Annotated in this window: 25 protein-coding genes; 18 read left to right on the forward strand and 7 right to left on the reverse strand. The window is 64.2% G+C overall.

What is annotated here, in order from left to right:
* Positions 1 to 130: 130 nt before the first annotated feature.
* Together EV650_RS14895 and EV650_RS14900 are read left to right on the forward strand one after the other, a co-directional pair.
* Complete coding sequence (locus EV650_RS14895) at positions 131 to 1,561, forward strand: helix-turn-helix domain-containing protein (protein WP_134119337.1); 1,431 nt, start codon at positions 131 to 133, stop codon at positions 1,559 to 1,561.
* Between the two features lie 79 nt (positions 1,562 to 1,640).
* A complete protein-coding gene (locus EV650_RS14900) occupies positions 1,641 to 2,759 on the forward strand; it encodes a hypothetical protein (RefSeq protein ID WP_134119338.1) in 1,119 nt (372 codons plus the stop codon).
* A gap of 101 nt (positions 2,760 to 2,860) precedes the next feature.
* Here the strand turns inward: EV650_RS14900 and EV650_RS14905 are convergent, their stop codons facing one another.
* Positions 2,861 to 4,228, reverse strand: a complete 1,368-nt coding sequence (locus EV650_RS14905; protein ID WP_134119339.1) for a helix-turn-helix domain-containing protein — start codon at positions 4,226 to 4,228, stop codon at positions 2,861 to 2,863.
* Between EV650_RS14905 and EV650_RS14910 the strand changes: the two genes are divergently transcribed.
* Positions 4,202 to 5,737 carry an NsdA family TPR-like regulatory protein gene (locus EV650_RS14910; RefSeq protein WP_202874508.1) on the forward strand — a complete coding sequence of 512 codons (1,536 nt, stop codon included), beginning with the start codon at positions 4,202 to 4,204 and terminating at the stop codon, positions 5,735 to 5,737. The genes EV650_RS14905 and EV650_RS14910 overlap by 27 nt on opposite strands.
* A gap of 49 nt (positions 5,738 to 5,786) precedes the next feature.
* Positions 5,787 to 6,269 (forward strand): SAM-dependent methyltransferase, encoded by a 483-nt coding sequence (locus EV650_RS14915; protein ID WP_134119340.1) that lies wholly within the window; start codon positions 5,787 to 5,789, stop codon positions 6,267 to 6,269.
* A gap of 5 nt (positions 6,270 to 6,274) precedes the next feature.
* Here the strand turns inward: EV650_RS14915 and EV650_RS14920 are convergent, their stop codons facing one another.
* On the reverse strand, positions 6,275 to 7,678 hold the full coding sequence (locus EV650_RS14920) for a hypothetical protein (protein WP_134119341.1): 1,404 nt from the start codon (positions 7,676 to 7,678) through the stop codon (positions 6,275 to 6,277).
* Between the two features lie 127 nt (positions 7,679 to 7,805).
* Here EV650_RS14920 and EV650_RS14925 point away from each other — a divergent pair, with 127 nt between their 5' ends.
* On the forward strand, positions 7,806 to 8,549 hold the full coding sequence (locus EV650_RS14925) for a helix-turn-helix domain-containing protein (RefSeq protein ID WP_134119342.1): 744 nt from the start codon (positions 7,806 to 7,808) through the stop codon (positions 8,547 to 8,549).
* A gap of 57 nt (positions 8,550 to 8,606) precedes the next feature.
* Here the strand turns inward: EV650_RS14925 and EV650_RS14930 are convergent, their stop codons facing one another.
* A complete protein-coding gene (locus EV650_RS14930) occupies positions 8,607 to 9,329 on the reverse strand; it encodes an XRE family transcriptional regulator (RefSeq protein ID WP_134119343.1) in 723 nt (240 codons plus the stop codon).
* Between the two features lie 307 nt (positions 9,330 to 9,636).
* On the opposite strand from EV650_RS14930, the gene EV650_RS14935 reads away from it, so the two are divergent.
* The 3 genes from EV650_RS14935 (at position 9,637) to EV650_RS14945 (ending at position 11,593) form a co-directional block, all read left to right on the forward strand.
* The gene (locus EV650_RS14935; protein ID WP_166678120.1) at positions 9,637 to 10,587 is read left to right on the forward strand and encodes an aminoglycoside phosphotransferase family protein; all 951 of its coding nucleotides are present in this window, start codon (positions 9,637 to 9,639) and stop codon (positions 10,585 to 10,587) included.
* A gap of 173 nt (positions 10,588 to 10,760) precedes the next feature.
* On the forward strand, positions 10,761 to 10,928 hold the full coding sequence (locus EV650_RS40355; protein ID WP_166678121.1) for a hypothetical protein: 168 nt from the start codon (positions 10,761 to 10,763) through the stop codon (positions 10,926 to 10,928).
* A gap of 383 nt (positions 10,929 to 11,311) precedes the next feature.
* Entirely contained in the window at positions 11,312 to 11,593 is a 282-nt protein-coding gene (locus EV650_RS14945) for a hypothetical protein (RefSeq protein ID WP_202874509.1), read from the forward strand.
* Positions 11,594 to 12,130: 537 nt separating this feature from the next.
* Here the strand turns inward: EV650_RS14945 and EV650_RS14950 are convergent.
* The 4 genes from EV650_RS14950 to EV650_RS14965 all read right to left on the reverse strand — a co-directional run bounded on the left by EV650_RS14950 (position 12,131) and on the right by EV650_RS14965 (position 15,380).
* Positions 12,131 to 12,331, reverse strand: coding sequence for a helix-turn-helix domain-containing protein (locus EV650_RS14950; RefSeq protein ID WP_134119346.1), 201 nt, complete (start codon positions 12,329 to 12,331; stop codon positions 12,131 to 12,133).
* Between the two features lie 356 nt (positions 12,332 to 12,687).
* A complete protein-coding gene (locus tag EV650_RS14955) occupies positions 12,688 to 13,689 on the reverse strand; it encodes a hypothetical protein (protein ID WP_134119347.1) in 1,002 nt (333 codons plus the stop codon).
* 28 nt (positions 13,690 to 13,717) lie between these two features.
* Complete coding sequence (locus EV650_RS14960) at positions 13,718 to 15,067, reverse strand: hypothetical protein (protein ID WP_134119348.1); 1,350 nt, start codon at positions 15,065 to 15,067, stop codon at positions 13,718 to 13,720.
* Positions 15,051 to 15,380 (reverse strand): hypothetical protein, encoded by a 330-nt coding sequence (locus EV650_RS14965; RefSeq protein ID WP_134119349.1) that lies wholly within the window; start codon positions 15,378 to 15,380, stop codon positions 15,051 to 15,053. The genes EV650_RS14960 and EV650_RS14965 overlap by 17 nt, the downstream gene beginning before the upstream one ends.
* 299 nt (positions 15,381 to 15,679) lie before the next feature.
* Between EV650_RS14965 and EV650_RS14970 the strand changes: the two genes are divergently transcribed.
* The 10 genes from EV650_RS14970 to EV650_RS15015 all read left to right on the forward strand — a co-directional run bounded on the left by EV650_RS14970 (position 15,680) and on the right by EV650_RS15015 (position 25,850).
* On the forward strand, positions 15,680 to 16,054 hold the full coding sequence (locus EV650_RS14970) for a hypothetical protein (RefSeq protein WP_134119350.1): 375 nt from the start codon (positions 15,680 to 15,682) through the stop codon (positions 16,052 to 16,054).
* Positions 16,048 to 19,662, forward strand: coding sequence for a MobF family relaxase (mobF, locus tag EV650_RS14975; RefSeq protein WP_166678122.1), 3,615 nt, complete (start codon positions 16,048 to 16,050; stop codon positions 19,660 to 19,662). Before EV650_RS14970 ends, mobF begins: the two co-directional genes overlap by 7 nt.
* Positions 19,663 to 19,918: 256 nt before the next feature.
* Complete coding sequence (locus EV650_RS14980) at positions 19,919 to 20,368, forward strand: hypothetical protein (RefSeq protein ID WP_134119352.1); 450 nt, start codon at positions 19,919 to 19,921, stop codon at positions 20,366 to 20,368.
* A gap of 56 nt (positions 20,369 to 20,424) precedes the next feature.
* On the forward strand, positions 20,425 to 21,243 hold the full coding sequence (locus tag EV650_RS14985; RefSeq protein ID WP_134119353.1) for a hypothetical protein: 819 nt from the start codon (positions 20,425 to 20,427) through the stop codon (positions 21,241 to 21,243).
* Complete coding sequence (locus EV650_RS14990) at positions 21,240 to 21,695, forward strand: holo-ACP synthase (RefSeq protein WP_134119354.1); 456 nt, start codon at positions 21,240 to 21,242, stop codon at positions 21,693 to 21,695. The genes EV650_RS14985 and EV650_RS14990 overlap by 4 nt, the downstream gene beginning before the upstream one ends.
* Before the next feature lie 45 nt (positions 21,696 to 21,740).
* Entirely contained in the window at positions 21,741 to 22,220 is a 480-nt protein-coding gene (locus tag EV650_RS41475; protein ID WP_134119355.1) for a helix-turn-helix transcriptional regulator, read from the forward strand.
* Positions 22,221 to 22,222: 2 nt separating this feature from the next.
* Positions 22,223 to 23,617, forward strand: a complete 1,395-nt coding sequence (locus EV650_RS15000) for an ImmA/IrrE family metallo-endopeptidase (protein WP_134119356.1) — start codon at positions 22,223 to 22,225, stop codon at positions 23,615 to 23,617.
* Between the two features lie 38 nt (positions 23,618 to 23,655).
* Entirely contained in the window at positions 23,656 to 24,303 is a 648-nt protein-coding gene (locus EV650_RS15005) for a C1 family peptidase (RefSeq protein ID WP_166678123.1), read from the forward strand.
* A gap of 27 nt (positions 24,304 to 24,330) precedes the next feature.
* Positions 24,331 to 25,239, forward strand: a complete 909-nt coding sequence (locus EV650_RS15010) for a nucleoside triphosphate pyrophosphohydrolase family protein (protein WP_134119358.1) — start codon at positions 24,331 to 24,333, stop codon at positions 25,237 to 25,239.
* On the forward strand, positions 25,236 to 25,850 hold the full coding sequence (locus tag EV650_RS15015) for a dTMP kinase (RefSeq protein ID WP_134119359.1): 615 nt from the start codon (positions 25,236 to 25,238) through the stop codon (positions 25,848 to 25,850). The genes EV650_RS15010 and EV650_RS15015 overlap by 4 nt, the downstream gene beginning before the upstream one ends.
* Positions 25,851 to 25,858 lie beyond the last annotated feature (8 nt).

Below are 25,858 nucleotides of genomic sequence, written 5' to 3' on the forward strand. Positions count from 1 at the left end.
CGGCCTTGGCTCCTTCATCCGGTCGTGACTGTGCGTCACATCACATCGATTCGCAGCATTGCCGACTTCTCCGATTCGCCTCCACGGCAAGCGTTGAGCTTCCAACCATCGCACCGGTTGGAGGCATGACATGGCGAGACCACCACTGCCCATCGGAACCTGGGGAAGCATCTCTATCAGCGTCGAAAGAACTGACGCCAAGGGCAAGCCTGCTGCATACCGCGCCAAGGCGAAGTTCCGCGACCACGACGGGTACGTCCGTCCGGTGTCGGCGTTCGGCAAAACCAAGACCGCCGCCGAGCGAAGCCTGATGAAGAAGCTCCAAGACCGCGCCAGGACGAACCAGTCCGGCGATCTGACCGCGATGCACAAGATCAACTACCTCCTCGACCTCTGGGAGAAGAAGTTCGAGGAAATGGTCGCCGACGGCACGCGGTCACCCACTTCCCTCGACACCTACCGACGTGCCCTCAAGAACCACATCCGCCCAGCCCTCGGCGAACTCCGCATCGGCGAAGCCAACACTCCACGCGTCGACACCGCGCTCGCCAAGATCAAGAAGAAGGCCGGTGCACCGACCGCCAAGACCTGCCGCGCCATCCTGTCCGGAGCCATGAGCCTCGCCGTCCGCTACGGGGCCGCCTCCGTCAACCCGGTCCGCGAAGTCGAGTCCATCGAAGCCAAACCCAAGAACCAGCCCCGAGCCCTGACAGCTGAAGAAGTCACCCTCCTCCGAACGAGCCTCACCGCAGACGAACGAGCCGTCCACGCCGACCTTCCAGACCTGGTCACCTTCATGCTCGGCACCGGAGTCCGCATCGGCGAATCCCTCGGAGTCCTCTGGTCTCAGGTCGACCTGGAAACCAGAACCGTCGAGATCACCCATACCATCGCCCGCATCCCCCGCGAGGGCCTCCTCCGCAAGATCACCAAGTCGAGAGCCGGCGAGCGCGTCCTCAGCCTGCCAAGCTGGGCAGGCTCCATGCTCCGGGCCCGTCACGCCGCCGGCATCCGCCTCGACGACCCCGTTTTCGCCGACACCCTCGGCGGCTTCCGCGACCCCTCCAACACCCGCCGCGCCATCCGCACCGCGCTCTCCCCCGTCGGCAGCATCGCGCGCCGCGACTTGGGCCTCACCCTCCGAGCCTTTCGCCGCGAAGCCGGCATGACCCGTAAGCAGGTCGCCGCAGTTCTCGACTGGCCCCAAACGAGGATCGAGCTCGTCGAAACCGGCCGCATCAAAGTCGACCATCAACTCGTCGCCGACCTCGTCAAGACCTACAGCACCACCTTCGACGACTCCCCAACGCTCCTGGCCGAGATCGACGCAGCCATCCAACCAGCCGAGTCCGACAAACTCGCTTGGATCCGCTCCCACGCCCTGCGCAAGACCACCGCCACCGCCCTCGACGAAGCGGGGCACACCGCCCGGCAGATCGCCGACCAACTCGGCCAATCCAAGGTCTCCATCACCCAGGACGTCTACCTGGGCCGACGAGCCGCCAACCCCGCTGCCGCCGAAGCCCTGGAGCATGCCTTCGACGACCCTGATCTCCCCTGAAGTCAGGACGGAGTTCGGCACCTGATGCCCCTTGGTACTCCTGCCAACGCCGCTAGGCGTGGTGTGGCAGTCTGGTCGGGTGACGGATGCGACGCTGGTTCAACTCTTCGACGATCTGGCTGATCGGACACGCAATCCACTCATCTCCTACTTGGGCACGCGTGATGACCGGGGAGACTGGGGCGACGAGCCGCCGAGCGATGCTGATCTATTGGCAGAGCGGCGTCTCCTCGGCGCAATTACCCTCGCGGCGATCTCCATCATCGATGAATGCATCGCCGACATGCAGACCATCGGCGCAGCCGAAATGGATTCTGACGCCGAGCTGGATCCCGAGACCTACGCCGACACGTTCGTCTGGGACTACTTCCCACCTCGGTTCCGGGCCTCGTACGACCCGCAGTTCTTCGCCAAGGTCCTGGTCTCCGTGGTCAAGGTCAGCCATGATCTCGCCAACCCCGCGGCGGGCCGGCCTGCCTGCATCGCCGAGGAGATCATTGTCAATGCCATCTGCAAGTACGCCTACGCCTTGATGGACGAAGCGGGTCTCGACTACGACGCGGACCTGGAAGAACTACTCCTGGACGACGCGGACTTCGAGTTGCTGTTCAGCAAGGACATGGACGGCGTCGAGGACGACCCCGCGATGCAACGCTCCCTCGGGATGTGGCTTCCCCCGGTCGAAGGCTGGTTCACCCCATTCAACAGCGATCGGGTCGTGCATCCCTACGCCGAGACCAATGCAACGACCCCGCCCGTGCATGACCTCTTCCACCTGCTGGACTCGGACGAACTGCACGCGATGACCCGCGAGACGAACGTGGTAGATGCGCCCGCTCCGATCACGGGGCTTCCGCCAATCAGCGAAGTCGTGCATCTCGCCCGTCAAACGACGATCGCGGACCCAGCGACCTGGTTGGCTGACGACTCCGATGCGGAATCCAGCTACAGCGCACTGATCGAGATCTCCCAGCTTGCGAAGTCTGGTTGGCTGACTTGGGAGCCACATGAGTCGGCAGACGTCGTGCGCTCCGACGCCGTGGTCCGCTTTGCCCCACACCGCCACTACCCAGTTGGACCAGACCAACCGTGGGGCGAAGTAGCGATGACCAGTGGCGTCATTATGCACATCCCGTTGTCAGCAATCGTGTCCTACCGACCAGACCCCGCGATCTATGAGCGGTGGAACTCGATGTGATTCTCACCAGAGCCTGAGGACGGTCTTCGTCGACTTTGAGATCACCACAGTGGGATCGGCCGGCGAAGGCGAAGTACATCGATCCGCACCGACTTGAGGCGTTAAGCGCTGGCCATCGCATCGACGCGCTCAAGCACCCCGATCATCCCATCGTGCGAAGCGTATGGACGTGCCAAGGATGCCATCGCCTGCAGCCGATCGGCAGCCCGAACTGAGTCGGTAGCCAGGGCCATGTCAACCGCCTGATGCCCGGCTGCGGCGGCACGGTCCGGCTGGGCGTCGAGGACGTAGCCGGTGGTGATGCTGATCGCATCAAACGTGCGGCTCCGCTCCTCCCCCGCACCTCTCGTCGCGTACGAGCGTTCAGCATGATCGATCGCCCGCTCCGCAAAGCGGTTCCGATGTTCGATGTGTGAGGCGAGGCAGCCATAGATGACCCCGGAGATTCCATCAAGGTCCGCCGGCGCAAGAAAGAACCGAGCCCACGATGGGACCTTGCTTTCGTCGACCCGCCCGAGTTCGTCCTGAGCACGCGCGAGTGAGTCCGACACTCTGTCCGCAGCGCCCAGCATTGCGTACGCCCAGGCCTCGTTGGCATGTAGGACAGCGACAGCCGCGAGGTTTCCGCTGTCCTGGGCAACGATCTGCCCGAGCTGCCATAGCCGCAGCGCCTCCTGCGCCCGGCCCAGGTGGATCGAGACGCGGCCAAGACGGTAGAAGCCACCGGCAATCAAGGCAAGCTCGTTGACTTCTCGGGCGAGGACAAGGCCAGCGGTCAGGTAGTGACGGGCCGCCGCGTGGTCGCCGAGATCGTGACTTGCCCACCCAGCGACCTGACACATGTCGGACAACGCGACCTTGAAGTCCCCCTCGGTCTGTTGCGTCTCAAACCTGCTGCCCAACATGCCACTCGCCCACGCGATGTAGCTGACTGCGGAGTCCCGGCAGGATCCGCCGCCACGCGTGGCATCGATTTGGCGGTGTTTATCGCAGACCGCGCGGACGAGATCGACGTGGGCTGCCGAAACCCGCTCAGGGGGGCCAGATGCGGCCGGATGCTTGACGGCTGCGTACTCGCTCAACTCTGCCGGAACTGGGCCAACCGCCAAGGCAGCCAGGGATCCGACGAACCCTGGGACGGCGGCGGGGTCGCGCAGTCTGACATCCGTCTTGGCGTCGCTAGTTGGCACATGAGATCCCACGCCCAGCAGGCCGCGGTCGATGCCAAAGCCATCCGCGATACGTAGCAGTACGTCGTACGACGTCACCAGCTGCTTGCCCTGGGAAATGCTTCGCACTCGGGTTTCCGTGAGACCTGACGCAGCTGCGAGCGCGCTCCTGCTGTAGCCGCGATCCCTCAGGAACAGGAACAGCGTCTTGATGTCCTGCTCGGCCAGGCAATCCCGCAATGGCCGTCCCCCGTGCACGCCCGAGGTCCACCAGTGCGGATCTGGCCGTACCACGTGCACGTCTCACCCTCCTCTGCTACTCGGTTTGGATACGATGAGCGAACCATGGCTTCTTCGCGTGGGACACCTGTTCGAACGTCGAGAGTGGTGAAAGCGGTGAAGGAGCGAACGAGAAAGTCGAGCGCTGAACCGCGCCGCAACGCCAAGCTCGCGGCCGTCATCGCCGAGGCAGATTGGTCGCATGCGCAACTCGCGCACGCAGTTGGTCGAGTCGCCTTCGAAGCCGGTAACGAACGCCTCGTCTCGGTGGGCAGGTCTCACGTCTCCCACTGGGTCGCGGGGTCGACGCCATCTGGTGACGCGCCGGCAGTCCTGGCTGAGGCCCTTTCCCGACGCCTTGGCAGGGTCGTCACTGTCGCCGAGATCGGCCTGTCCGGTCCGCAGCCGCCTGTAGCACTGGATTGGTCCGCAGATACGCTGACGACGCTCGCCGATCTGGGAAGAGGCAACGTGGACATCGAGCGCAGGTCTGTCCTGCGAGCCGCTGGCTACTCTGTGGCCGCACTCGCAGTGCCCTCACAGGCCTGGTGGGACACGATGGCGCGCCGTGGAGCCCAGCGCTCTGCGCGGACCGGCCGGTTGATCGGCGCAGGTGACCTGGAAGCGATCCGGGAGATGGCGGCCATGTTCACCCGGCTCGATCAGCGCCGTGGGGGCGGGCACGCGCGCACGGCTCTGGCGCAATACCTGACCTCGGATGTCGCCAGCGCGCTGAGAGCTGCCCACTCCAGCGCTGACATTCGCCGGGATCTGTTCTCCACCGCCGGCGAACTTGCGTACCTCAGTGGTTGGATGGCATTCGACAATGCCGAGCACGCGACCGCACAGAAGTACTTCACAGTCGCCGTCCAGCTCGCGGCCGAGGCCGACGACCCACCGCTGGCTGGCCACGTTCTGCGTGCGATGGCTCATCAGGCTGTCGATCTGGGCCACCCACGCCAAGCCGTCCAACTCGCGAAGGCGTCGTTGGACGGGCGACGGTCAACCCTGGCAAGTCCCCGCGAACGGGCGTTGCTCGAGGTCGTCCATGCCAGAGCGCTGGCGGCCGATGGCGACGGCAGTGCCGCCGCGAAGGCTCTGTTGCGTGCTGAGGACAACCTTGCCAGCGCTACCAAGAGTGATGACGAACCCGGTCGGGTGTTCTTCTTCGGCGAAGCCAGCCTCGCCCACGAGACCGCGTGTACCCTGCGCGACCTCGGCGATCTGACCGCGGCGACATCCGAGTTCAGGCACAGCGTTCGTACCCGCAAGGCGGCGACCTTCACCCGCACGCACGCTGTGACCCTGGGATATCTCGGCGCGGTTCAGGCTCGTCAGGGCGCGATCGACGAAGCCTGCTCGACCTGGTCGATGGCTCTCGACGTCATGGATGGCGTGCACTCCGGCCGGACGCGTCAGACCGTCGTCGACATGCGCGCGGCCCTGTCGCCGTTCCGAGCCCGCGGCATCCCAGCGGCGACTGAACTCGACCATCGGGCTTCCCGCTACCTCGCCTCCGCGGCGAGGTGATCACACCGCATTTATCGCCCGTCAACCTCGTCGATCGAAGGATGTCTCTATGACGCACCGCGCTCTCACGGTCGAACCCATCGCCCAGGTGATCGGTGGCCGGCGCGAACCTACCGATGACTACTGGGGCGGCACGCGCTCCATCCTGCGGATCGACAACGAGCGGTTCGACGAACAATCCACGGTCGGGCTGGATGCGTTCACTCACCTCGAGGTTGTGTTCTTCTTCCACCTCAGCGACCAGAGCGACCTGAACTTGGGCGCTCGCCGCCCCAGGGACAACCCGGCCTGGCCCCAGGTCGGCGCGTTTGGCCACCGGAACATGCGCCGGGTGAATTGGCTCGGGATCTCCCGCTGTCGCCTATTGAAGGTCGATGGCCTCGACCTTCACGTCGAGGATCTCGATGCCGTGGACGGCACTCCCGTTCTGGACATCAAGCCGTGGTTCGACGAGTTCGGCCCCCGGGGCGCGACCCACCAGCCGGCTTGGACCACCGACATGCTTGTCAACTACTTCGCGCCCACCAAATAGTCCGCTCAAAGATCTTTCGCACGAGCAATGTATCGAATCGCGGCGTTCAAACCCCGCGTCGACAGCAACCGACTACGCGGATGGGCGATGTCGTCAACTCCCTCATGTGCGAGCTCCGCACATCGCCGTTGGAACCACGGCCACGGCACGTCCAGACGATTAGCGATCGCTTCCAGCCTGCGTTTCGAGGACTGCTCGGTGACCGACGGCAGCTCGCGCGCTTGTTCAGCGCCATCGCGGGGCACCGCTCGGCACGACCATGGTGCGCTTGCATCGACGCAGCACAGACCCGAAGCACCAAGCCAGTTCGCGACGATCGACTCATCGCCGAGCACGGACTGCTCGACCTCTGCGGGCTCACACTCGGAATTCAGGGCCACTGCGATCCCGAACGACTCCATCAGCGCGGCCGCCAGCAAGAGCAGAACCCGCTCGTACGTCGGTGAGTCCGCAACGTCCGTTTCCAGGAGGTAGAACTCGCGCCGCATCCGCGGGAACCACCGCGAGGTACGACGAAGGTACTCGAACCTGTGTCGCCACAGCAGCCACGAGGTCGCATCCTCGCCGCATCTCTCCCGTGTCCATAAGCACGGCTGACCCGACAACCGCTCGAGATTGCGAGTGATATGCCGAGTGCACATCCAGGACTCCAGCCACTGTCTGGCGACCGGAGTAAGCGTAGGCACTTCGGCCGGTGGTATATCTGACAAGCAATGCCTGACGTCGGGCGCCAGCACTGCCTGAAGAGTCGAGAGTTGACCATCGTCTGCCAACAACGCCACGTCCGTGTTTGTCACTGCCCAGATGATGCCGACCGTCAGATCATCCACGGATGTTGCCGACGAAACTGGTTGCGGACCCGTTCGGCGTCCAACACGGTCAGCGAAGCGGCGGCCTTCCAGAATGCACAACTGCTGCTTGTCATCAACGACCACGACAAACGTACGACGGTCGGGCCGGTTCAGCACAACATCAGGTCCTGGAGCGACCATCAACCATCCGTCCCCCGGCGATACTGCCTCGCAACGATGAGCCTCGACGTCCACCCCGGAGAACGACCGGCCATCAGGGATACGCAGGGTATTGGACCTGGCTGCGGGCAGTTGGCCAGCCATGAGATCGATGAGAGACGTGACTTCCGGTTCCTTCGGCGCTCTGACACGTCGCTTGTTGAAAAAGCCGAGATCGGCCGGTTGTGGCTTCTGAAGCACACGACACAGAGCCGTCCGAACGTGGGCCGGTGGCCATGTATACAAACCACACTCCCAGTCAGAGATGGACTTCGCGGTGATGACACTCTCCTTGCCTGTGGCGTTGTAGATCTCTGCACTGACCCGGTCAGCCAGGCGGCGCTGTGTCATAGATCCTCGAGCTTTTCGCAGCAGCCTGTTCGGCTCCCGATCGACCATGAAGCTGATCCCTCCTTCTGTCGGAGGAAGGATGCCGTGAAGCCCCAGGGCATCGACACGGCATCAACAGACGTCCGAAAATGTTTCCCTCCCGGCCAAACGCCTGGAAATGTCCTAGGTTGGGTCCGTGGCTAACGAACGACTGCGCGCCGCGCTCGCCGAGCACAACCTGACCTACCTGGCGCTCGCCGATGAGCTGGGCGTCAACGTCAAGACGGTCGAGCGATGGGTCGCCCATGACTACATCCCGTTTCCCCGCAATCGCCATCGGTTGGCCACACGGCTCGGGCGGGACGAGGTCTACCTCTTCCCCACTGCAGTAACCGGCCAGCGCGCCGGCGCGGTGTCCGAGAGCGAGATCGTCCGTGTCTACCCTCAGCTGTCCGACATCTCGGCGGATGCGTGGCGAACGTTCTTCGAGTCCGGCGACAACGACATCGGCATACTCGTGTATGCGGGTCTGTTCGTTGCCGAAAGCACTCAGCTGCAACGAGTCATCCGCAAGAAGGCGAAAGCCGGCGCGAGTGTCCGGATCCTGCTCGGAGATCCCGATGACTCGCATGTCGCCGAGCGCGGGCGGGAGCAGGGCATCGGTGAGGCGTTAGCTGCGAAAGTCCGCAACTCCATGGTTCTCTTCAGTACCTTGGCTACAGTCCCCGGCATAGAGTTTCGGACCCATCGCACGATTCTTTACAACTCGATCTTCCGCGCTGATGACACTCTCTTGGTCAACACCCACCTCTACGGGCTGCCCGCCGCACAAGCTCCGGCGTGGCATCTGCGTAGGATCCCTGGCGGCCAACTCGCGGGCCACTACCTCGAGAGTTTCGAGCGGGTCTGGGAGAGTGCCCTGCCGATCGGAGAGCCATGATGCCCCGTCCGATCAACTACGACACTGGTTATCAGATCCAGGACCTCGTCTGAGCCCTTAGCCTCTGAAAGCGCGCAGCGAGTCAGCCTGCGACCAGATGGTCTCAAAACTGGCTAGATACGACCGGAAGATGTCGCCAGCCGGAGCACGTCGATAGTGGAAGACCGGAGACTCGGCGTCCGCGATCCCATGGGCGTGCTGGTTGACCAAGAGTTGGTCATCTGCGCGGTACAGCGAGTTGTAGAGGCCGATGTCGTGCAGTCGCATCTCGAATCCGTTGTACGGCAATAGTGGTTGAAGTAGTGACACCGCACGTCGCGCGTTCGACACCCTCATCTCGGTCTCCGCATCGAGGTCGCCAACTGCCGCTGTCGCCTCGCCTGGAGCCCACAGACCCACTCTCACTCGAGCACCCGCCGCGCACTTTTCGCGGAGGCAATGCACGAAGTTCGTGTCCTGGAGAAGGAACAGCGCGTCGTCGGCGACAATGCCGATCTCCGTGACGGCGGAGTCGAAGAGCGACAGCCAGAACTCGTGCATGACTGCCGCGCGACGAGGGTAGACGGCGACGAGATCGGGCTGACGAGCTCCGCTCAGCTCGGGCCACGCCACCTCCTCCCCGATGCCGAGCAGTTTGGTCAGGGTGGCGCGATGCCGCGCTTGCGGCAGCTGACCGTGCAGCCAGTTCCGCACGGTCTTCGGATCGACGGCCACTTCGGCAGCCACGTCCGTCTCAGTGAGGTTCGCGCCGTACATCGCTCGCCGAAGCACCTCGTTCACTATGCTCAACCTTGCCAGCCACTAGATGTCTATGGATGTCTGTTGGAAGGTAGCACGAAAATGTACATAAATGTCTCTCTGTTCGAGCGGCCACACCGGCTGCATATCCTCGATATCCGGCACGATCGGCGTATCTCGCCAGAACCATGGCCCGAACCTTCTGGATGACTTGGCGCTCCTCTTCCGAGTGCGTCGAAGCCACCTCGACTGCCAGGGCGTTCCCGTCGAGCTCTGCGACCTCGGGCCGGCGGCATCGGGAAGTGGTCGAACGTGTCCTCTACGCTGCAGGGACGCTAACTTCTACGGTGTGACGACTCTCAGCTGCGACGAACGCGATCGCCTCGACACGGCGCTGCATGAGATAGCTGCCGCTGCTGGCATCGACCCGACAGGCGCCCGACTCCTGCGCTACACCATGAACGCGGTGTTTTACGCGCCAACAGCGGACGTCGTACTGCGAATCGCACCATCCGACCACGTCCGCGAGGTCCGTCAAACCGCCGCGGTCGCCAGCCGATTCGCCGAGTTGGATCTGCCCACCGTTCGGCTTGCACCAGGCCTTAGGGAGCCGATCGAGACGTCGGCATGGACGGCAACCGCGTGGACTTACCTACCCCAACCTGCCGGTCACCGGCATGAGCTGGTGGACCTTGCCTCCCCGCTGCTGTCCATACATTCCATTCATCATCTTGAACTCGCCATCCCCGAATGGGACGTGATCGACCGCTGCGAGAATCGCGTGCGGAAGGTAGCGGATGCTACGGGCGAAGCCATGGACTACCTGCACGCATGGGCGAACCGTGAGCTCAATCTGTCAATCCTTCAGGTCGCCGATCGGCTACTGCAGCGCTGCACTGAGCTGCGTTCGACCATCGCAGCTGCCCAGTGGGCCTTGCCCGTCAGCGTCATCCACGGCGATGCACATGCTGGGAATTTGCTCAGCACGCCCCTTCGTGTGGTTCTGATCGACCTGGACTCAGTTCGCGTCGGCCCTCCAGAGTGGGACTTGGTCCCGGCTGCACACGGGGTGGGGCGGTTCGCCGACTCGTACCGAGAGTACGAAGACTTCGCGTCCTCGTACGGCTTCGATCTATTCTCCTCCCCCAATTGGCCAGTCTTGCGCGACGTGCGGGACCTCCAGCTGGTGACCAGCGTGATCGCGAGACTCCTTGGCCGGCCAGATGTCGCGGAGGAGCTCGGCCATCGCTTGCGCAGCTACTTCGCGAAAGATGACGCGATCTGGCATCGCTTCAAGTAGTCCGCCTGTACCACGCGCCCCATGGGGGTCCACGGTGGACCCCCATGCTGGGCTGATCAACCAGAGTCAACGCGCCGACACTCGGTCACCTAGCGCAATACCGCGCTATCTGTGACCCGGGCATGTCGCTCGTCTCACGGGCCCAACCCACCAGGCTCACACGGGAGGCATACGTGAAAGGCTACTTGGGCATGTTGGCTCACCTCGACGCGCTACCGGCGATGCTGGGCACCATCCCCGGCTGGGACAGTACCGTCGTGATCGGGGTCATGACCGTTGTTGCCGCGAGCACCTACGTACACATCGTCCGCGCGATCGACGACGAAATCCGAGGCGCGTGATGCACGGGGATCGCCTTGAACCGGTGCACTGGGTCAGGGTTTGGTTCGGGCAACACGTGGTCGCTAGCTACACCGCCCCCGCCAGCCTCGCCGACCGGTATGCCTCCTCGATGCAACGCCGATTCGCCGGCCTGCGGGTGACCACGGATCCACTGCCGCCGACGACCGAGTCCGCGCCCGCAAAAGTCCGATCCTGACGCCCAAGTTGAACGCGACTGGCCAGGAGATCGGCATCGAGGCGGCCCGCCAACCGGTCAGGCTCCGACTGCGGGACAAATGTCCGAAAATGCCGAACGACACGGTTTTCCTGTCCAGGTCGAAGCAGTGAGTCTTGAGCCACGGTCGATGACAAGCCACCGGAATGAACCAGGGAGACGGAATTGATGCGCCGCGGGGAGCTGTACCGGTATCGCGATCCATCCGGAGTCAGCGGTACCGGCGTCGTTGCCCTACTCGTCGAGTTCCCACCGAACGAGGACGGCCATCAGTGGGTAGCTGTCAAGTGGCTCGGCCACAACCCATACATCGCTTTCTGGCCGGGCATCGGCGATCTCCTGGAGACCCACGGCCACCTCGGCGAATCGGAGATTCGATGGCTGGATCCCGATCCGTTCGATCCTGAAGGGGATCCGGCGCTGACTAACACCGGTCTGTACCCCCTCTAGATCGGCGTGGCCGGCGTGTGAACCACACCTCCGCGTCGGTCACGCCCTTCCAATCCTCGTCGTGCACCCGGCGAAGCCCGGACCCTGCCACCGTCTCCCTTTCTGTGGCAGGGTCCCGACAAACTCGGAGGACGTCAGTGCAGTGGACCGATCTGAAGTACGGAGACAGAGTCCACGCCTCCTGCCACGAGCCGAGCAAGTCTTCAGGTGCGACCCCCGAACCTCCGGCAGGTGCGAATCATCTCCTGACCGCCGCGCGAATGCGCACGGTCTCGCGCAGTGCGCCTGGGCGACCGATGAGCCGCAGTGAACTCGCCCAGCGCGTAGCCGAGCTGCTGTATGCGGTCAGTACCAAAAGGTACCCGATCACCGGCCATTACATCGCGAAGCTGGAAAGGGGCGCGGTGTGGTGGCCGTGCGAGGAATACCGCGCAGCCCTCTGCCTCATCCTCGGCGCAAGGGATGACTCCGAGCTCGGGTTCCGCTCGCGGAGAGGTTGTCGACCGGCGCCCCCGCCGGAGCCACTCGATTGAACTTCTACTCCTCATCGCCGTGCTCCAAGAGGTCGACCCACTCGATCACGACGCTGCGTCGGTATCGCACGTAGCGGCCGACGCGAATTCCCTGTGGTCCGTACTTGTGGGTCCGCCAGGCGTAGAGGGTGCGTTTGGGCACCTTGAGGTATGCCGACACCTGGTCGATGTCCCACAACGGATCAGTTGCCTCTGGGACTGACACCGTTGCCTCCTCCCTCGAGCAGCGGAGCTGGCCTGGGCGTAGGTGCCCCAGACGCTCGCTCGTGCTCCGCCTTGAGAACACTTCGAACGTGCCGCATGCTCCAGCCGAGAATCTCCGCGGCCGCCTCAGCGCTACCGCACACTCTGGCCAGCCCAGCGGCCTCTGCAGCTGTAGCCTCCTCAGCGTCTCGAACTCGCTCGTCGTGCCGCTCCGCCGCGAGCAACCTCGTTTTGATCGCCCGCTCCAGCGCGGCCTGCGCGCGAGTCGCACGCGCGGTTGCTGCTTCGATGCGTGACTGGCGTTCGCGCGCCCTTCGTAGGGCCGCCACTCTTGAATTGGTCATTCGTCGGGCTCCGTCACAGCTCGGGACCATCGAAGGGTCGGTCAGCTGCTGTCTCGTGGCGGTTCGGCAGAGTGCCGAGAGACAAATTGCGCAGCTTCGGGCGCCGGGAGCTCAAGTCGCCGCGATGAAGCTGGCGATCAACTGAGCCGATCAAGCGTCGCGCGACCGACACGACCCGCGCACCAGTCCGCTCGATGATCTTCTCCGGTTCGCGCTTGTTGACCTGCGCAGCCCAATTGGCGATGTACCGGAACGAGGATCCGCCGGTCGCCCACCCGTGGTGTGCCATCAGTAGGTAGGAGACGGACTCTGCCTCGATCTCCTTCATCCCGCGGCACACCACGCTCTCAGGCGCAACGATCTCTCTCGGGTCGTGCATGCGCAAGTGTGCTACCTCGTGGGCCAATCGCGCGACAGCCGTTACCTCGTCCAGACCGCTTCTGATCACCACAGTCTGCTTTTGGAAATTGGTAAATCCTTCAAGGCTCGCATCGCCCACGTTGGTTTCCACGAGCGCGTAGCCGGCAGAGCGGACTTCGTGTTCGAGTGCCCGCCAGACATCACCGGCCGATGCACCGCCTCCGGACGGCGCGGCGGGCTGAGTAAGCACCGGACCATCGGTCTGGGAGATGTCCCAGACCGATGCGACCTTGAATCCGACAAGTCGTCCGCCACCGCGTGCTTGTCTGGCGCGCTCAAGTTCGAGCTCCGGCCGGCTCGCCTCGAGCGTCAGTCGTCGGCCGCGTTCAAGGATGACGGGCGCCAGGACGCGGATCTCCCGGTCCTGCTGGCTGTTCTGGACTGATCGTCCGAGCTTCTGCCAGATGTCGGATCTGGCGACTTGGCTTGCGTACGGCATCTGGAGTGTGATCAGTACGACGTTCCTGAAGCTGTAGTTGCGAAGAGCAACTGAAGCATCGAGCCATCTGACCCATTCGACGCCCGAGCTGTGTTTGCGGATCTCCGAGTGCAGTGCGTCGCGCAGATCCTCGGGGGTGACTCTTGGGCGCTCCATCAATCCTCCAAGTTGAGTCTGGGAAAGCTCAACGTTCGGGACCGCTTGGATCGCAATTGGTGTCCGAAAACAGTGCGTCGTACGTCGGCGGCGCCCAACGCCAGCGCGACTCGTGCACGATCGGCGGTCCGCTGAAGTGCTCAGGTCCGTACGGGCGTCGCAGGGTGGATGTTCCAGCGATGCTCCGTGCAGCGTCAGCGGCGATCGACAATTGCTTGGTCAGCTCCGCCAGGTCGGCGGTCAACTGGTCGAAGCACGATGCCAGGTTCGTCCTTACCCACGATGGCTGCGGATACTTAAGTCGCCAGACACCAGGTCGGCTGTGGAATTCAGGATCTCGCTTACCGAGTTCAAGCTTCGGGACGAACAGCTGACCTCGAACGATCAGCCACGCCACGGTCTTCTGCTGCAGCTCTGCCACCCTGACCGCCGAGTGCATCAGCTCGTCGACAACATCGTGAGCAACCGCGACCGCTCCGCTGTCGACGAGAAGCTCCCTCCGATCCTTCAGCCGCTTTCCGTCGGAGACCCATCCGCGGAGCTCCTGAAGCAATTCGATGAACGCCGCCTCGGCTGCTGCGTCGCTGCGCCCGCCCATGTCAGAAACGCGAGTCCGCAAGGAGTCCATCACATGCCGGGTGGTCGAACCCGCTGTCCGCAAAGCCCGCTCCAGTTCGCGGGTCGCCTCGGAGCTCGCGGCCGTCTGGTTCAGGAGCCCGGTGAGATGACGGCTATAACCGAGGACCGTACGCAGCTGGGCTGTGGTCGACCGGAGGTCGCGGGCCAGTACGCCGCCTGGAGATGTCGCGTCGTGCAACGATTGCCAGCGGGCGGCCAGCAAGGCAACGCGAGAGCCGCTGCCGACAGGTGCGCGCGGCAACGTTGTCGCCAACCCGATCAGCGGCCCCAAGTCCGACGAACCGGATGCGCGGTGGAACTCGAGCTCCTCGATCACATCGATCAGGTGGTTCAGCAGCAGTTGGCTCGCTTCAACATCGCGCATCTCGGGACTGGCGAGCCTCGTGACAGCCGCCCGGGCAGCCAGACCGGTGATGGACGCGAGCTCCGATCGAGCCGCCACCAGCCACCGGTCCTCGAACGCGCTGCTGGTGCTTATGTTCTGCGATGCCAGAAGGTCCGCTCCAGCGCCGAGCGACCGCGCGAGTACCGCGAGCGGACCCTCCGCCCTGCCGCCGTCAGCATCCCTGAAATCTTCTACTGACAACTCAAGACGAAGCCAGCGGAAGTGATGGCGCGCTGCGGTCAGCGTTGCCTGCCAGCCGGCGGCCAGGTCCGTTCTGTCGCCAACGGCCAGGTTGCATGCGGCTATCGCGTCTCGTCGCGCGACCCGGAGCATGTCCTCATACGTCGTACGCATCCTGGACCATCCGGACGTCCGCGGCCGCCGACCTCAAAGCATCAGCCAGAGCGAGGCGCCAGCTGAGCTGCTCGATCGAAACATCGAGCTGGTCGATCTCGCCGGCAGCCTGCTCGTAGAGCTCAGCGGGGTCACCGTCCAGATCACCGTCGTACGGCTGGTACGGCGCGCCGAGCAACTGAAGAGATCGAAACCGGCTGAACGCCGTCATCGCCCATCGCCCACCAGGGGCCTTCGCCTCCAACGCCTCGACAATCGCCTCGGCCTCGACGACCAGCTCGCTCACGCGGCTTGGTACCTCGATGTGGTTCATTGAGACTCCTCTCCTCACAGGGGAAGATGTGCCAGAACTGCCGCTCCTCGACGGGCTCCGGCCGAATCTGTGGACAACTTCGTCTCTCACTGGCGCGGCGAGAGACGTCGCAGAGGTTCAACGTTCGGGACCGTCCCGAGCCTGTGCGCGAGAGCTCGCCACGCGCCCAGCTGGCCGACGGGCCGGGCGCGTCCAGGCACAGACCGATCACACTTCTTGCATCCGAGGCGTTTCTGTCGCCGAAACGACTAGATGCGATCTGCCTTCCGCCCCAGCGTTGAGCCTCCATGGACCTCAACGTGAACAGCTCTGAACGCAACAAGGACCGAGCGTGTGAGCACTGCGCCGCGTTCTTCATCGCCCGTCGTTCCGACCAACGGTTCTGCTCGGATCGTTGCCGCCTGCACCATTGGCGCTTACAGAAGTCCGCGACCAACGCGGCCGCGGAAGAGCGCTCCTCGATCGCATCACACACTCAGACGATCCGGAAGATCCTTCTCGGACTGATGGATGCCAGCCCACGGACCGTCGTTGCCGGACAGCTTCGGGCGGCCTTCGCCGAGCTGGCGAAACTCGATCAGGCGATCTTGCGTCTTCAGCGTCAGAACGACGTACCAGAGACAAGCGATCTGGCAGCCGATGCGCCACCAGAGGATCGCGGCACCCCGTGCTGAGCATCCACCGATTGACGGCCGGCGACGGCTACACATATCTGCTCAAACACGTCGCGCCCGGCGACGTGGACCGGCGCATGGCAACACCGCTCACTGCGTACTACGCAGCATCCGGCTATCCGGCAGGCAGATGGTTAGGGCGCGGGCTAAGCGGCCTTAGCAAGGGAGAGTTAACCGCTGGAACAGAGGTCACCGAGGAACAGATGGCCGCGCTGTTCGGGCGAGCAGAAGACCCGATCACCGGGACAACGCTCGGCGAGCCATACCGTACCTACAAGTCACCGAACGAGAGCGTCGCGGACCAGATACGCGCTCTCGATCCGACCCTGCCGACCGCACTGCGCGAGCTCGAGATCGAGCAGATACGAAAGACCGCGGCGCGCAAGAAGACCAAGCACGCCGTTGCCGGCTTCGACCTGACGTTCTCCCCGGTCAAGTCAGTCTCGGCGATGTGGGCCACGGCCGACGTAGGCGTGCAGGAACAGATCGTCCTGGCACACCACGACGCGATCCACAACGTACTCGAGGTCCTTCAGGACCAGGCAGTGTTCACCAGAACCGGCCACGATGGCGTCGCACAGCTCGACACCCGCGGCGTTATCGCAACCGCGTTCGACCACTGGGACACCAGGAGCGGCGACCCGCAACTCCATACCCACGTCGTCGTCGCCAATCGCGTTCAAGCAGACGACGGATGCTGGCGCACAATCGATGGCAGGGTTCTGTACGCCGCGGCCGTGGCCTTGTCCGAGGTACACAACACGCTTCTGGCCGACAACCTGAGCCGTCGGCTCGGCGTCGCCTGGCAACTCCAGGATCGTGGAGAACGCCGATCGCCAGCCTTCGAAATCGAGGGGATCCCGGAGGAACTGATCCGCGAGTTCTCCTCACGCACTGAGCAGATCGAGGCGAATCTCGCCACTCTACTGGAACACCGCGCCGACGATTCCGCGCCGCCAGGTCGACGTGAGATGTACGTACTTCGGCAACAAGCAACTCTGATGAACCGGCCGGCGAAACACCTGGCGAAGCCGCTCGCCGATCTGATGCGCAGCTGGCGTGAGCGCGCCGAGCGGGTCACACACAAACAGGCCGCTGCCATCATCGAGAAGGTCCTCGACTCAACAACCGACCGACCACTCACCGCGGCCCATCTGAGTGCCGAGACAGTCCACGCGTACGGCGCGACGACAGTTCTGGCATTGCAAACGAAGCGTGCAACCTGGACACGGTGGAACCTCCTCGCGGAAGCCTCCCGCCAGACCCGCCTCCTCCGTCTCGCGACCACCGAAGACCGCCTTCAGGTGCTCGAGGCAATCGTCCATGACGCGGAACAACAGTCGATCAGCATCTCTCCGGCAGCGACCTTCACCACACCAGAACGTCGCGCAGACGGAAAGAGCGTCTTCACCATTCACAACGGCGAGATCTTCACGTCGCCGGTGATCCTAGGAGCCGAGAGCCTGCTCCTTGACCTCGCGGCGAAGCTCGACGCCCCGACCATCTCCGACCGTCGCCTTACGACCTCGAGCCTCAGCGACGACAAGATCCAGGCACTCCAGCGGATCGCGCAGAGCGGTCAGACAGTCGAAGCGCTCGTCGGACCGGCCGGCAGCGGCAAGACCAGCCTTCTCGCTGCCCTCCGCGTCAGCTGGGAGGCACAGCACGGCGACGGATCCGTCATCGCCCTGGCGCCCTCCTCCGCTGCAGCGACCGTGCTGTCGGACACCCTGTCCCTGCCCGCAGATAACCTCGCCAAGTGGATCCACGAGACCGTCGGCGTCGCCGCCGGTCAACGCAACCGATGGATCAGCGAACTCGAACGAGCAGCACAAGCAGCTGAGACAACCGGCCGCCGACGACGCCACCGACGAATCCTCGCCGAGCTGGCTCGCGCGTACGCCGATCGCGACCGATGGCACTTCCGCGAGAACCAGCTGGTGATCGTCGACGAGGCGTCCATGGCCGGCACGATGGAACTCGCCACCCTCGCTCGCGAAGCCGACAAGGCCGGCGCCAAGCTCCTCCTGGTCGGTGACGACGCCCAGCTCGGCGCCGCGGATGTCGGTGGCGCCTTCCGCCTCATCGCGCGCGACACCAACGCGGCCGAACTCAGCGACGTCTGGCGCTTCTCCAACCAGTGGGAACGTGAAGCCAGCCTGGAGCTCCGCAAGGGACATCCACAGGTCATCAACCTTTACGACGATCACGATCGACTCTCACACGGTTCACTTGAAGACATGGAGGACGCTGCCTATCTCGCCTGGCGACGCGACTCCAACGCTGGCAAGACCAGTCTCCTGATCGCCGCGGACAACGCCACCGTCGCCCGCCTCAATGCCCGGGCGCGACTCGACCGAGTCGCCACCGGCGAAGTCGAACCAGACGGAATCCCCCTCCATGACGGCACCCACGTCGGCCTCGGCGACCACATCGTCACCCGCCTCAACAACCGCCGCCTCCGCATCGGCCGGCGCGGCTTCGTCCAGAACGGCAACCGCTGGACCGTGATCCACCGCTGGGACGACGGCTCCCTCACCGTCCAGAACGACGACCTCCAGACCGTGACTCTGCCGAGAGCGTACGTACGCGAATCCGTCGAACTCGCCTACGCCACCACCGCCCACCGCGCCCAGGGCGCCACCGTCGACAGCGCCCACCTCCTGGTCACGGACAAGCTCACCCGCGCCCTCATGTACGTCGGCATGACCCGTGGCCGCCACAGCAACCACGCCTACGTCGCCACCCACACGGCGACCGCCGAGATGCACGAACCCCAGTTCCCGCAAACCATGCAAGACGTCCTCGAAGACGTCCTCGAACAAGACGGAATCGAGCGCTCAGCCCACGAGACCATGCGCACTCAACTCGACAACGCCACCCGCCTCGACCGCCTGATCCCCATCCACGAACACCTCTGCCAGCTTGACGCTCGCGAACGCTATCGCCCCGCCATCACCAACAGCGGCCTCGACCCCATCGACCAAGCTGCCCTCCAGTCCTCCCCCGCCTTCGGCCCCCTCATCACCGCCCTACGCCAAGCCGAACACCTCGGCCTCGACGTCCCCACCACCCTCCACCAGATCGTCAACCAGTCATCCCTGACCAACGCCAACGACCTAGCCGCCGTCCTGCACGCCCGCGTCGAACGACTCATCACACGAGCCGAACGACGTACCCGCTGGGCCTCGCCCGCACTCATCGCCGGCCTGGTTACACCATCGGTCCACGTCTCCAACCCCACCTACAAGGCAGCCCTCCAGGAGATCGAGTCACAGATCACCCAGCGCGCAGAATGGCTCGTTCATCAAGCCGTCTCAACCAACGAGCCGTGGTACCAGCTGCTCACCGAATCCGCGCCCGAGGCAACCGAGCTGCGCCATCAACTCATCCGCGACATCGCCGCATACCGCGAGCTCTACCGGATCAGCGGGACCGATCCCCTCGGCCCAGCGCCAGTGACCAGCCATAACCAGCAACGCCAACGCAGCCGCCTCAAGGGCTTGATGCAGCAGGTTCTTAACGATGGCCTCTCGGAGGATCCAACAGCTCAGGCCAACCCGAGAACCAGCCCAAGGTTCACAACCCAGCCCGGGATCGCGGGCTAACGCGCTCGGACAAGTGCGTTCGCCCAGGCAGAGGGACGAACCCTGCATCTGCCGCCTACGGATTGCCACGGCCTCGCAAGCAAGAAGTTTGACGGTGGTGCTGCCGTCATTTCGGCGGGGCGAGGTGGTGGTTATGGCCGCCGCAGGTACGGCGCGTGATGTGTGACGAGTTCGTGCAGCAGGTCGACCTCCTCGGCGTGGAAATCTTCGACGTCAGACCAGGTGCGGCGTATTTCAGGTTTGACCCTTGACGTAGATGTCAGATTATGTGACATTTGGTGTCATGAGTTCAGACGTCGGCGGGGTCGGTGGATCACCGTTTTTCCCTGCTCCGACGCCGACGCCCGCGGCGCAACCAGCGATGTCAGGGAAGCTGGCGGATCGTGTTGCTGCGGTGGCGGGCTTGGATCGACCGAGCATCGTCGCCGCGTCGCCGGACGTGCTGGAGCGGACTCTGGAGAGTCTCCTCGGCGCCTTGAAGCGCCTATCTGATTCGGAGCTGCAGCAGCGCGAACGGCATCAGGACGGCAGTTTGCGGATCACGAGTCACCTGGCCGTGTGGCTGATCTCGCGTGTGGCCGAGGCCTACGGGAACAAGCTGGTCGATCTCGCGAAGGTACCGGACAAGCAGAGCCTGCGCAGCCTGGCTGGTCTCGCTCACCTGCTGCACTCCGCGATTGACGAAAAGGAAGGACGGCAGCCGTGAGCGGATATGTCGAGCCCGCGGGGAATCTCAGCGAGGCCTGGCTGCGCACTCTCGAAGTGGTCCACGCGGCCGACGGCTACGCCATCAATTTGATGACGACGGTATCCGCGCCGCTGGCGGCGGAAGACGTCGGTATCCGTGAGGAGATCGATCGGATCCTCGTTGACGGTCATCGTTCCGGCACCCGCGTTCAGTCGGTCGACACGGTTGCCGGCACGATTTTCCCGGTCGATCTCTACGTGGCGCCTGGTTTTGCGTTCCAGCCGGGTCTCGACAGCAGCAAGACGGCGGAGCTCGACCTGGCGGCCGCTGACATGTACGAGGCCTACCTCGACATCCTACCGATCCTGAGGACCGAGTCCGCGAATCAGAGAGGCACGTACTTCGGCAGGATGATCAGCTGGCCCGGGAAGACCGGCGGCGGCTTCAACCAGTTGGCTGAACGGGTACGAGTTCTGCGGCATGAGCGCACGCTCAAGAGGAGCAAGCACAATCTTGACGACATCGCAGTCGGTGGAGAGGCTGAGGGCCTCTGGGGGCACGACGTACGAGATGGTGTCCCGGCCGGCCTGCAGGTTTATGCGGCCAACGACCGGCGACCACGCGGGTTCCCGTGCCTGGTGCACATCGACCTCACTGTATTTCAAGGGCGTCTGAGTCTGGCGGCGGTCTACCGCCACCAGTACCTGGTCACCAAGGCTTACGGCAACCTGCTGGGGCTGAGCCGTCTGCAGGGCTTTCTGGCTCAGCAGACTGGCTACGAAGTCGGCGAGCTGGTCGTCAACGCGACCATGGCCGATCTCGAGGAGGGCACGTACACCAAGTCAGGGGTGTCCGACCTGATTGAGGCGGCACGGGCGAAGGCCAACTCGTGAACGACCTCGGAATTCGCCCGGGCGTCGACCTGGTGAGCGTTTCTGATCTGGCCGAGATGATCGCCACCTCAGGTCCGGTGTTCATGGACATGTGCTGGACGCAGCACGAGCAGACCTTCTGCTGCGGCAGCGTCGAGCGACTGGCGTCACGATGGGCGGCGAAGGAGGCCACAATGAAGGCGATCGGTCGTGGCATCGGCGACATCGATCCGCTCCATATCGAGGTTCTGTCTCGAGACGGATACGCGCCGGACCTCCGACTGACCGGCTCGGCGCACGCCTGCGCCGAGGCCGCTGGCCTGGATACCTTCGTTGTGTCTCTGAGCCACGAAGTGGACCTTGCCATTGCCTACGTGATCGGATACGCCGCCGCGGTCGTCTCGCCGCGGCCGCGCGCTCGATCCGGTGGCTGCGGATGGACCCCGCGACGCCGTCCGCAAGCTCGCATGTAGTACACACCACCTGTGACCAGCAAACGATTGGATGGAGGTGCGGAGATGGCCAGCGACCAGGCAGGCCGCGGACGGCCGGACAGCAAGTCCGAGCAAACCGCGGTCGGGCACCGCCTACGCTCCGCGCGGGAGACACTCGGCCTGACCCAGGAGGATGTCGCGTCGGCGCTCGGGCTTCAGCGCACGAGTGTCATCGCCATGGAGGCAGGCCGGCGCAACGTAACTGCCCTCGAGCTTCGTCGATTGGCCCGTCTGTATCGACGTGACGTCGGCTGGATCCTCGGGGAGGGTCCGGAGAGTCTTGAGGAGACGAAAGCCGAGAATCAGGCACTGTTCCGAGCAACCTCGCGGTTGTCGGACGAGGACAGAGAACAGGTACTGCGCTTCGCTCAGTTCCTTGCTTCTTCGCAGCCCGCGAAGTCTGCTCGGGCTTCTCGTGGCCAAGGACCAATCCAACGCGAAGCTTCGAGGCGTAGTCAGACGGATGATCCGGGCCGTCCGGCAGGACCGGAAGACGAGGGCTGACGATGGCAACGACGGCGCAACGTCGACATGCCTTGCAGGCGGCCGGTGGGCTGCTGGACGAGCTGGGGATCAACCAGGAGGATCCCGTCGACGTCTTCGACATCATCGACCAGCTCGGGCTCTGGCTGGTGTTCAACCCGTTGAACAGCCTATTGGGCGCAGTGGTTCCCAAAGGCAACGGCGGGATCATGCTCACGACACAGCGCGGGCCATCGATCCAGCGGTACACGGCCGCACATGAGGTTGGCCATTGGCTCCTGGACGTGAACGAACCTGCCTTCGATGCCGAAACCGACATCTTCCACCCGTCGGAAGATCGGGAGCGGCTGGCTCAGCTGTTTGCAGGTCAGCTGCTCATGCCACCTCCACTGGTCTTTGCCGCATGCGCTCGGCACGGCATCGCCTCGCCCCGGGACGCGTCGGGCGCCGCCGTGTATCTCGTTGCCCGCGACATGGGCGCAAGCTACGAGGCGGCGGTGCGGCAGCTCTCGAATCTGGACATCATCGAGGCCTCACGCCGCGACTACCTGCTGTCTCTCACACCGGCGCAAATCAAGACCGACCTCTGCTACGGGCACCGCCCACGGGGAGCGGTCGATGTCTGGCCGGTCGGCATGGACTCCGACCGGACCAACGTCCAGATCACGGCCGGCGACGAGGTCTGCCTGGCACTGCCCGAGAATCGGTCCACCGGCCATCGCTGGCTGACTGCCGCCGACCTGCAGGCCCGGACCGAGCGGCGGCGGTCTCCGGCACCGGGTCTTTTTGCTCCGCCACTTTCTCCGACCACCGCTCAACAGCCACGGGGACCTGCCAACGGCAACTCTGCTGGGAGGCGTCCTGCGCTGGAACGTCTTCCAGGAAACGCCGGCGCCCAGCGCACACTGCCGACGAGAAGCACAGCGACGGGCGATTCACCGGATGCCGCCCTCGAAACGGACGCCTGGCAACCGCGCGCTCCGGAGCTGCGCGAAGTCGACGATCGGTTTCGGGCGGGTTGGGCCGGCGTGGCACCCTCCGAGGTCCGCGCAGCGCGACGCGCGATCGCGGGCCGCACCGATGTGACCTTGCCTGAGTCGCTCCAGAAGTACCGTGCTCGATCGGATCCCGATGAGCCCGGGGAATCCCAAGAACCCGCGAGTCAGCTCGACACCGCGACCATTCCGGTCGCGGCCACCGGTCGCCGCTTGATTGCCTTGCGGTCCGATGGCGAGGGCATGACCACGGTAGAGCTCTATTACACGTCGGCATTTGATCCGGACAGCCCGGTTGCTGCTGGCTATCAACTTAACGTCGCTGTCTCACCGCCACCTCAGGTCGCGTATCGCCGCAGGCTACTGGCCATCGCGACCGACGACACGAGGGAGGATCGAAACGACGGCGGTGGGTCCTCATGAACTCCTCGAATCGGCCAGCCATCGACCTCCGTCCACTCGTGACCGCTCCGCTGATCGATCAGGGAGCACGCCCACTCTGCGTTCCGATCAGCTTGAGCTTGGCCCACGAAGCAGCTGTCATCACAGCGGCTGACCAGGCGAGAGCCCCCGAGGCGATCTGGTGGCACTGCACCAAGGAAGGGCTGGTGTCGGCTGACGGGATGCTCCTCGAGGACGCGGGGGACACCCTCGAGGTCAGTGGGCAACCGGCACTTGTGGCGTGGCCCTGGAACCCCAACTTGGGCGTCGGTACGGAAGACCCTCCAGGAGCCGCCGGATCTCCGCCTTGGCAGACTGCAACGCTTGAGCCGTTGGACCTTGCACACGACGGGATCGAATCCGACATCGAGGACGCCCTGGCCGAAGGGCGACCAGTCGTTCTCGTCGTAGAGGTAACCGATGAATTCGACGAGGCTGGCGAGGACGGCTCAATCGAGGTCCCGGACATCCGCAGCGCCTCTGGTGACTACCACGCCGTACTCGTTGTCGGAGCTGCCACGGACGCCGAGCGCGGACGCCGACTCTTGATCCGCAACAGCTGGGGGGATTACTGGGGGGCCGGTGGGTACGCCTGGCTTCCGCTGGACTACCTCATCGCATTCGCGGCTGAGGCCGCGGTCGTCATCAATTGGCATGCAGCCCTTTGAGGCCCTGAGACGTCCGAAGGAGTACCAATGGACATCGCTGAGTATCAACGGCTTACGGCAGGTACCGACATTCTCGATCCCGCCGACCTAGGTCTCCCAATTCTCGGGCTTGCCGGCGAGGTCGGTAGCCTCGCCGCCGAGTACAAGAAGCGGCAGCGTGACACTGTCGGCTACCGAGCCTTTAAGGACGAGGTCCGGGAAGATCTCGGTGATCTCCTGTGGTACGCCGCAGCACTGGCGCGTCGATGTGAACTCGACCTCACTGAAGTTCTGGTCGACAACCTCCGCAAGACGCAGGAGCGCTTCGTGCGTCCGCCGACACCACCGCCACATCCGCTCTTCGACCAAGCCTGTGAGCCTGGCGAGCAGTTGCCGCGAACCCTCGACATCACGTTCGTCGAGCAGCTGGCTTACGACCGAGGTCACGCGCCAGTACCGGTTGTCCGGATCTATCAGGGGACAGCGCCCGTCGGCGACCCCCTCGACGACAACCGCGACGACAACGATGACTACCGATTCCATGACGCGCTGCACCTCGGTCACCTGGCGGTCCTGGGTTGGTCACCGACCATGCGTCGTCTGCTAGGCCGTAAGCGCAGCTCGGATCGAGACGTCGATCGGATCGAAGACGGTGGCCGAGCGTCGGTCGTCGAAGAAGGTCTGACCGCTTACGTCTTCTCGGTCGCAGTAGACCACAGTCTCTTCGCTACCAGTGATCGCGTGCCGATCGACGTGGTCAAGGCGTGCCGGCGAATGACCGCGCATCTCGAGGTTCGTCGACGCACAGCTGCAGATTGGGAGTACGCGATCCTCGCCGGGTATCGCGTCTTCCGCGAGCTGCAGACGCACCGGGGCGGGACCGTGCACGTCGATCTCCTCAACCGATCGCTCAGTTTCACGCCGCTGGCTCGCGAGGCGGAGAGCGCGATCAGATGAGTGCCACAGCTGCGGGCAATCAGTTGATCCTCGAGCCAGGTGCCGTGGTCGTCTTCGAGGGACTCGACAGGGCTGGAAAGTCGACCCAACTCGAACTCCTGCAGCATCGCGTCGCTCCCGGGACCGTGACGTTCGCGCATATGCCGTCAGGAACGGTGATGTTCACCCAGGAGCTCTATCTGCTGCTCGAGAATCACCCGCCGGCGTCTGGGCTTGCTCGACAGCTAGCCCATCTGGCCTGTCACAGCGAGAACATGCTCTCGCTGGTCGACGGTGCCGCCTCTGGAGCGCTCGTCCTCGATCGGTGGTGGTGGTCAACGGTCGCGTACGGATGGTACGGCGGCGCCGTGCAGGCGTCCGGCATCTCCGAATCCACCTTCCGGGAGTTGGTATCCGTAGTGTGGGCGCCGCTCACCGCGTCAATCGTGTTGCTGTTCCTGACACCGCGGGGCGAAGACCCGAACAATGTGAGTGGGGTCGAGGACGGATACCGCGAGCTTGCGGGCGCGCATCCTGGGCTGGCAGTCGTGGTACCTGACATGGATGAAGGCGACACACACAACTACCTGGTCGACAGTTTGATCAGCGCCTCGCTGGCTCGCCTGTCCTGAGGTGGTTT

This window comes from Kribbella kalugense (assembly GCF_004365875.1).
GTDB classification, from domain to species: Bacteria; Actinomycetota; Actinomycetes; order Propionibacteriales; family Kribbellaceae; genus Kribbella; species Kribbella kalugense.

Bases quoted from the DNA above. Each gene is read 5' to 3' on its own strand.
- EV650_RS14895 (WP_134119337.1), top strand. From the start codon at position 131: ATGGCGAGACCACCACTGCCCATCGGAACCTGGGGAAGCATCTCTATC.
- EV650_RS14915 (WP_134119340.1), top strand. From the start codon at position 5,787: ATGACGCACCGCGCTCTCACGGTCGAACCCATCGCCCAGGTGATCGGT.
- EV650_RS14920 (WP_134119341.1), bottom strand. From the start codon at position 7,678: ATGGTCGATCGGGAGCCGAACAGGCTGCTGCGAAAAGCTCGAGGATCT.
- EV650_RS14945 (WP_202874509.1), top strand. From the start codon at position 11,312: ATGCGCCGCGGGGAGCTGTACCGGTATCGCGATCCATCCGGAGTCAGC.
- EV650_RS14955 (WP_134119347.1), bottom strand. From the start codon at position 13,689: ATGGAGCGCCCAAGAGTCACCCCCGAGGATCTGCGCGACGCACTGCAC.
- EV650_RS14960 (WP_134119348.1), bottom strand. From the start codon at position 15,067: ATGCGTACGACGTATGAGGACATGCTCCGGGTCGCGCGACGAGACGCG.
- EV650_RS14965 (WP_134119349.1), bottom strand. From the start codon at position 15,380: ATGAACCACATCGAGGTACCAAGCCGCGTGAGCGAGCTGGTCGTCGAG.
- EV650_RS14980 (WP_134119352.1), top strand. From the start codon at position 19,919: ATGTCAGATTATGTGACATTTGGTGTCATGAGTTCAGACGTCGGCGGG.
- EV650_RS41475 (WP_134119355.1), top strand. From the start codon at position 21,741: ATGGCCAGCGACCAGGCAGGCCGCGGACGGCCGGACAGCAAGTCCGAG.
- EV650_RS15000 (WP_134119356.1), top strand. From the start codon at position 22,223: ATGGCAACGACGGCGCAACGTCGACATGCCTTGCAGGCGGCCGGTGGG.
- EV650_RS15010 (WP_134119358.1), top strand. From the start codon at position 24,331: ATGGACATCGCTGAGTATCAACGGCTTACGGCAGGTACCGACATTCTC.
- EV650_RS15015 (WP_134119359.1), top strand. From the start codon at position 25,236: ATGAGTGCCACAGCTGCGGGCAATCAGTTGATCCTCGAGCCAGGTGCC.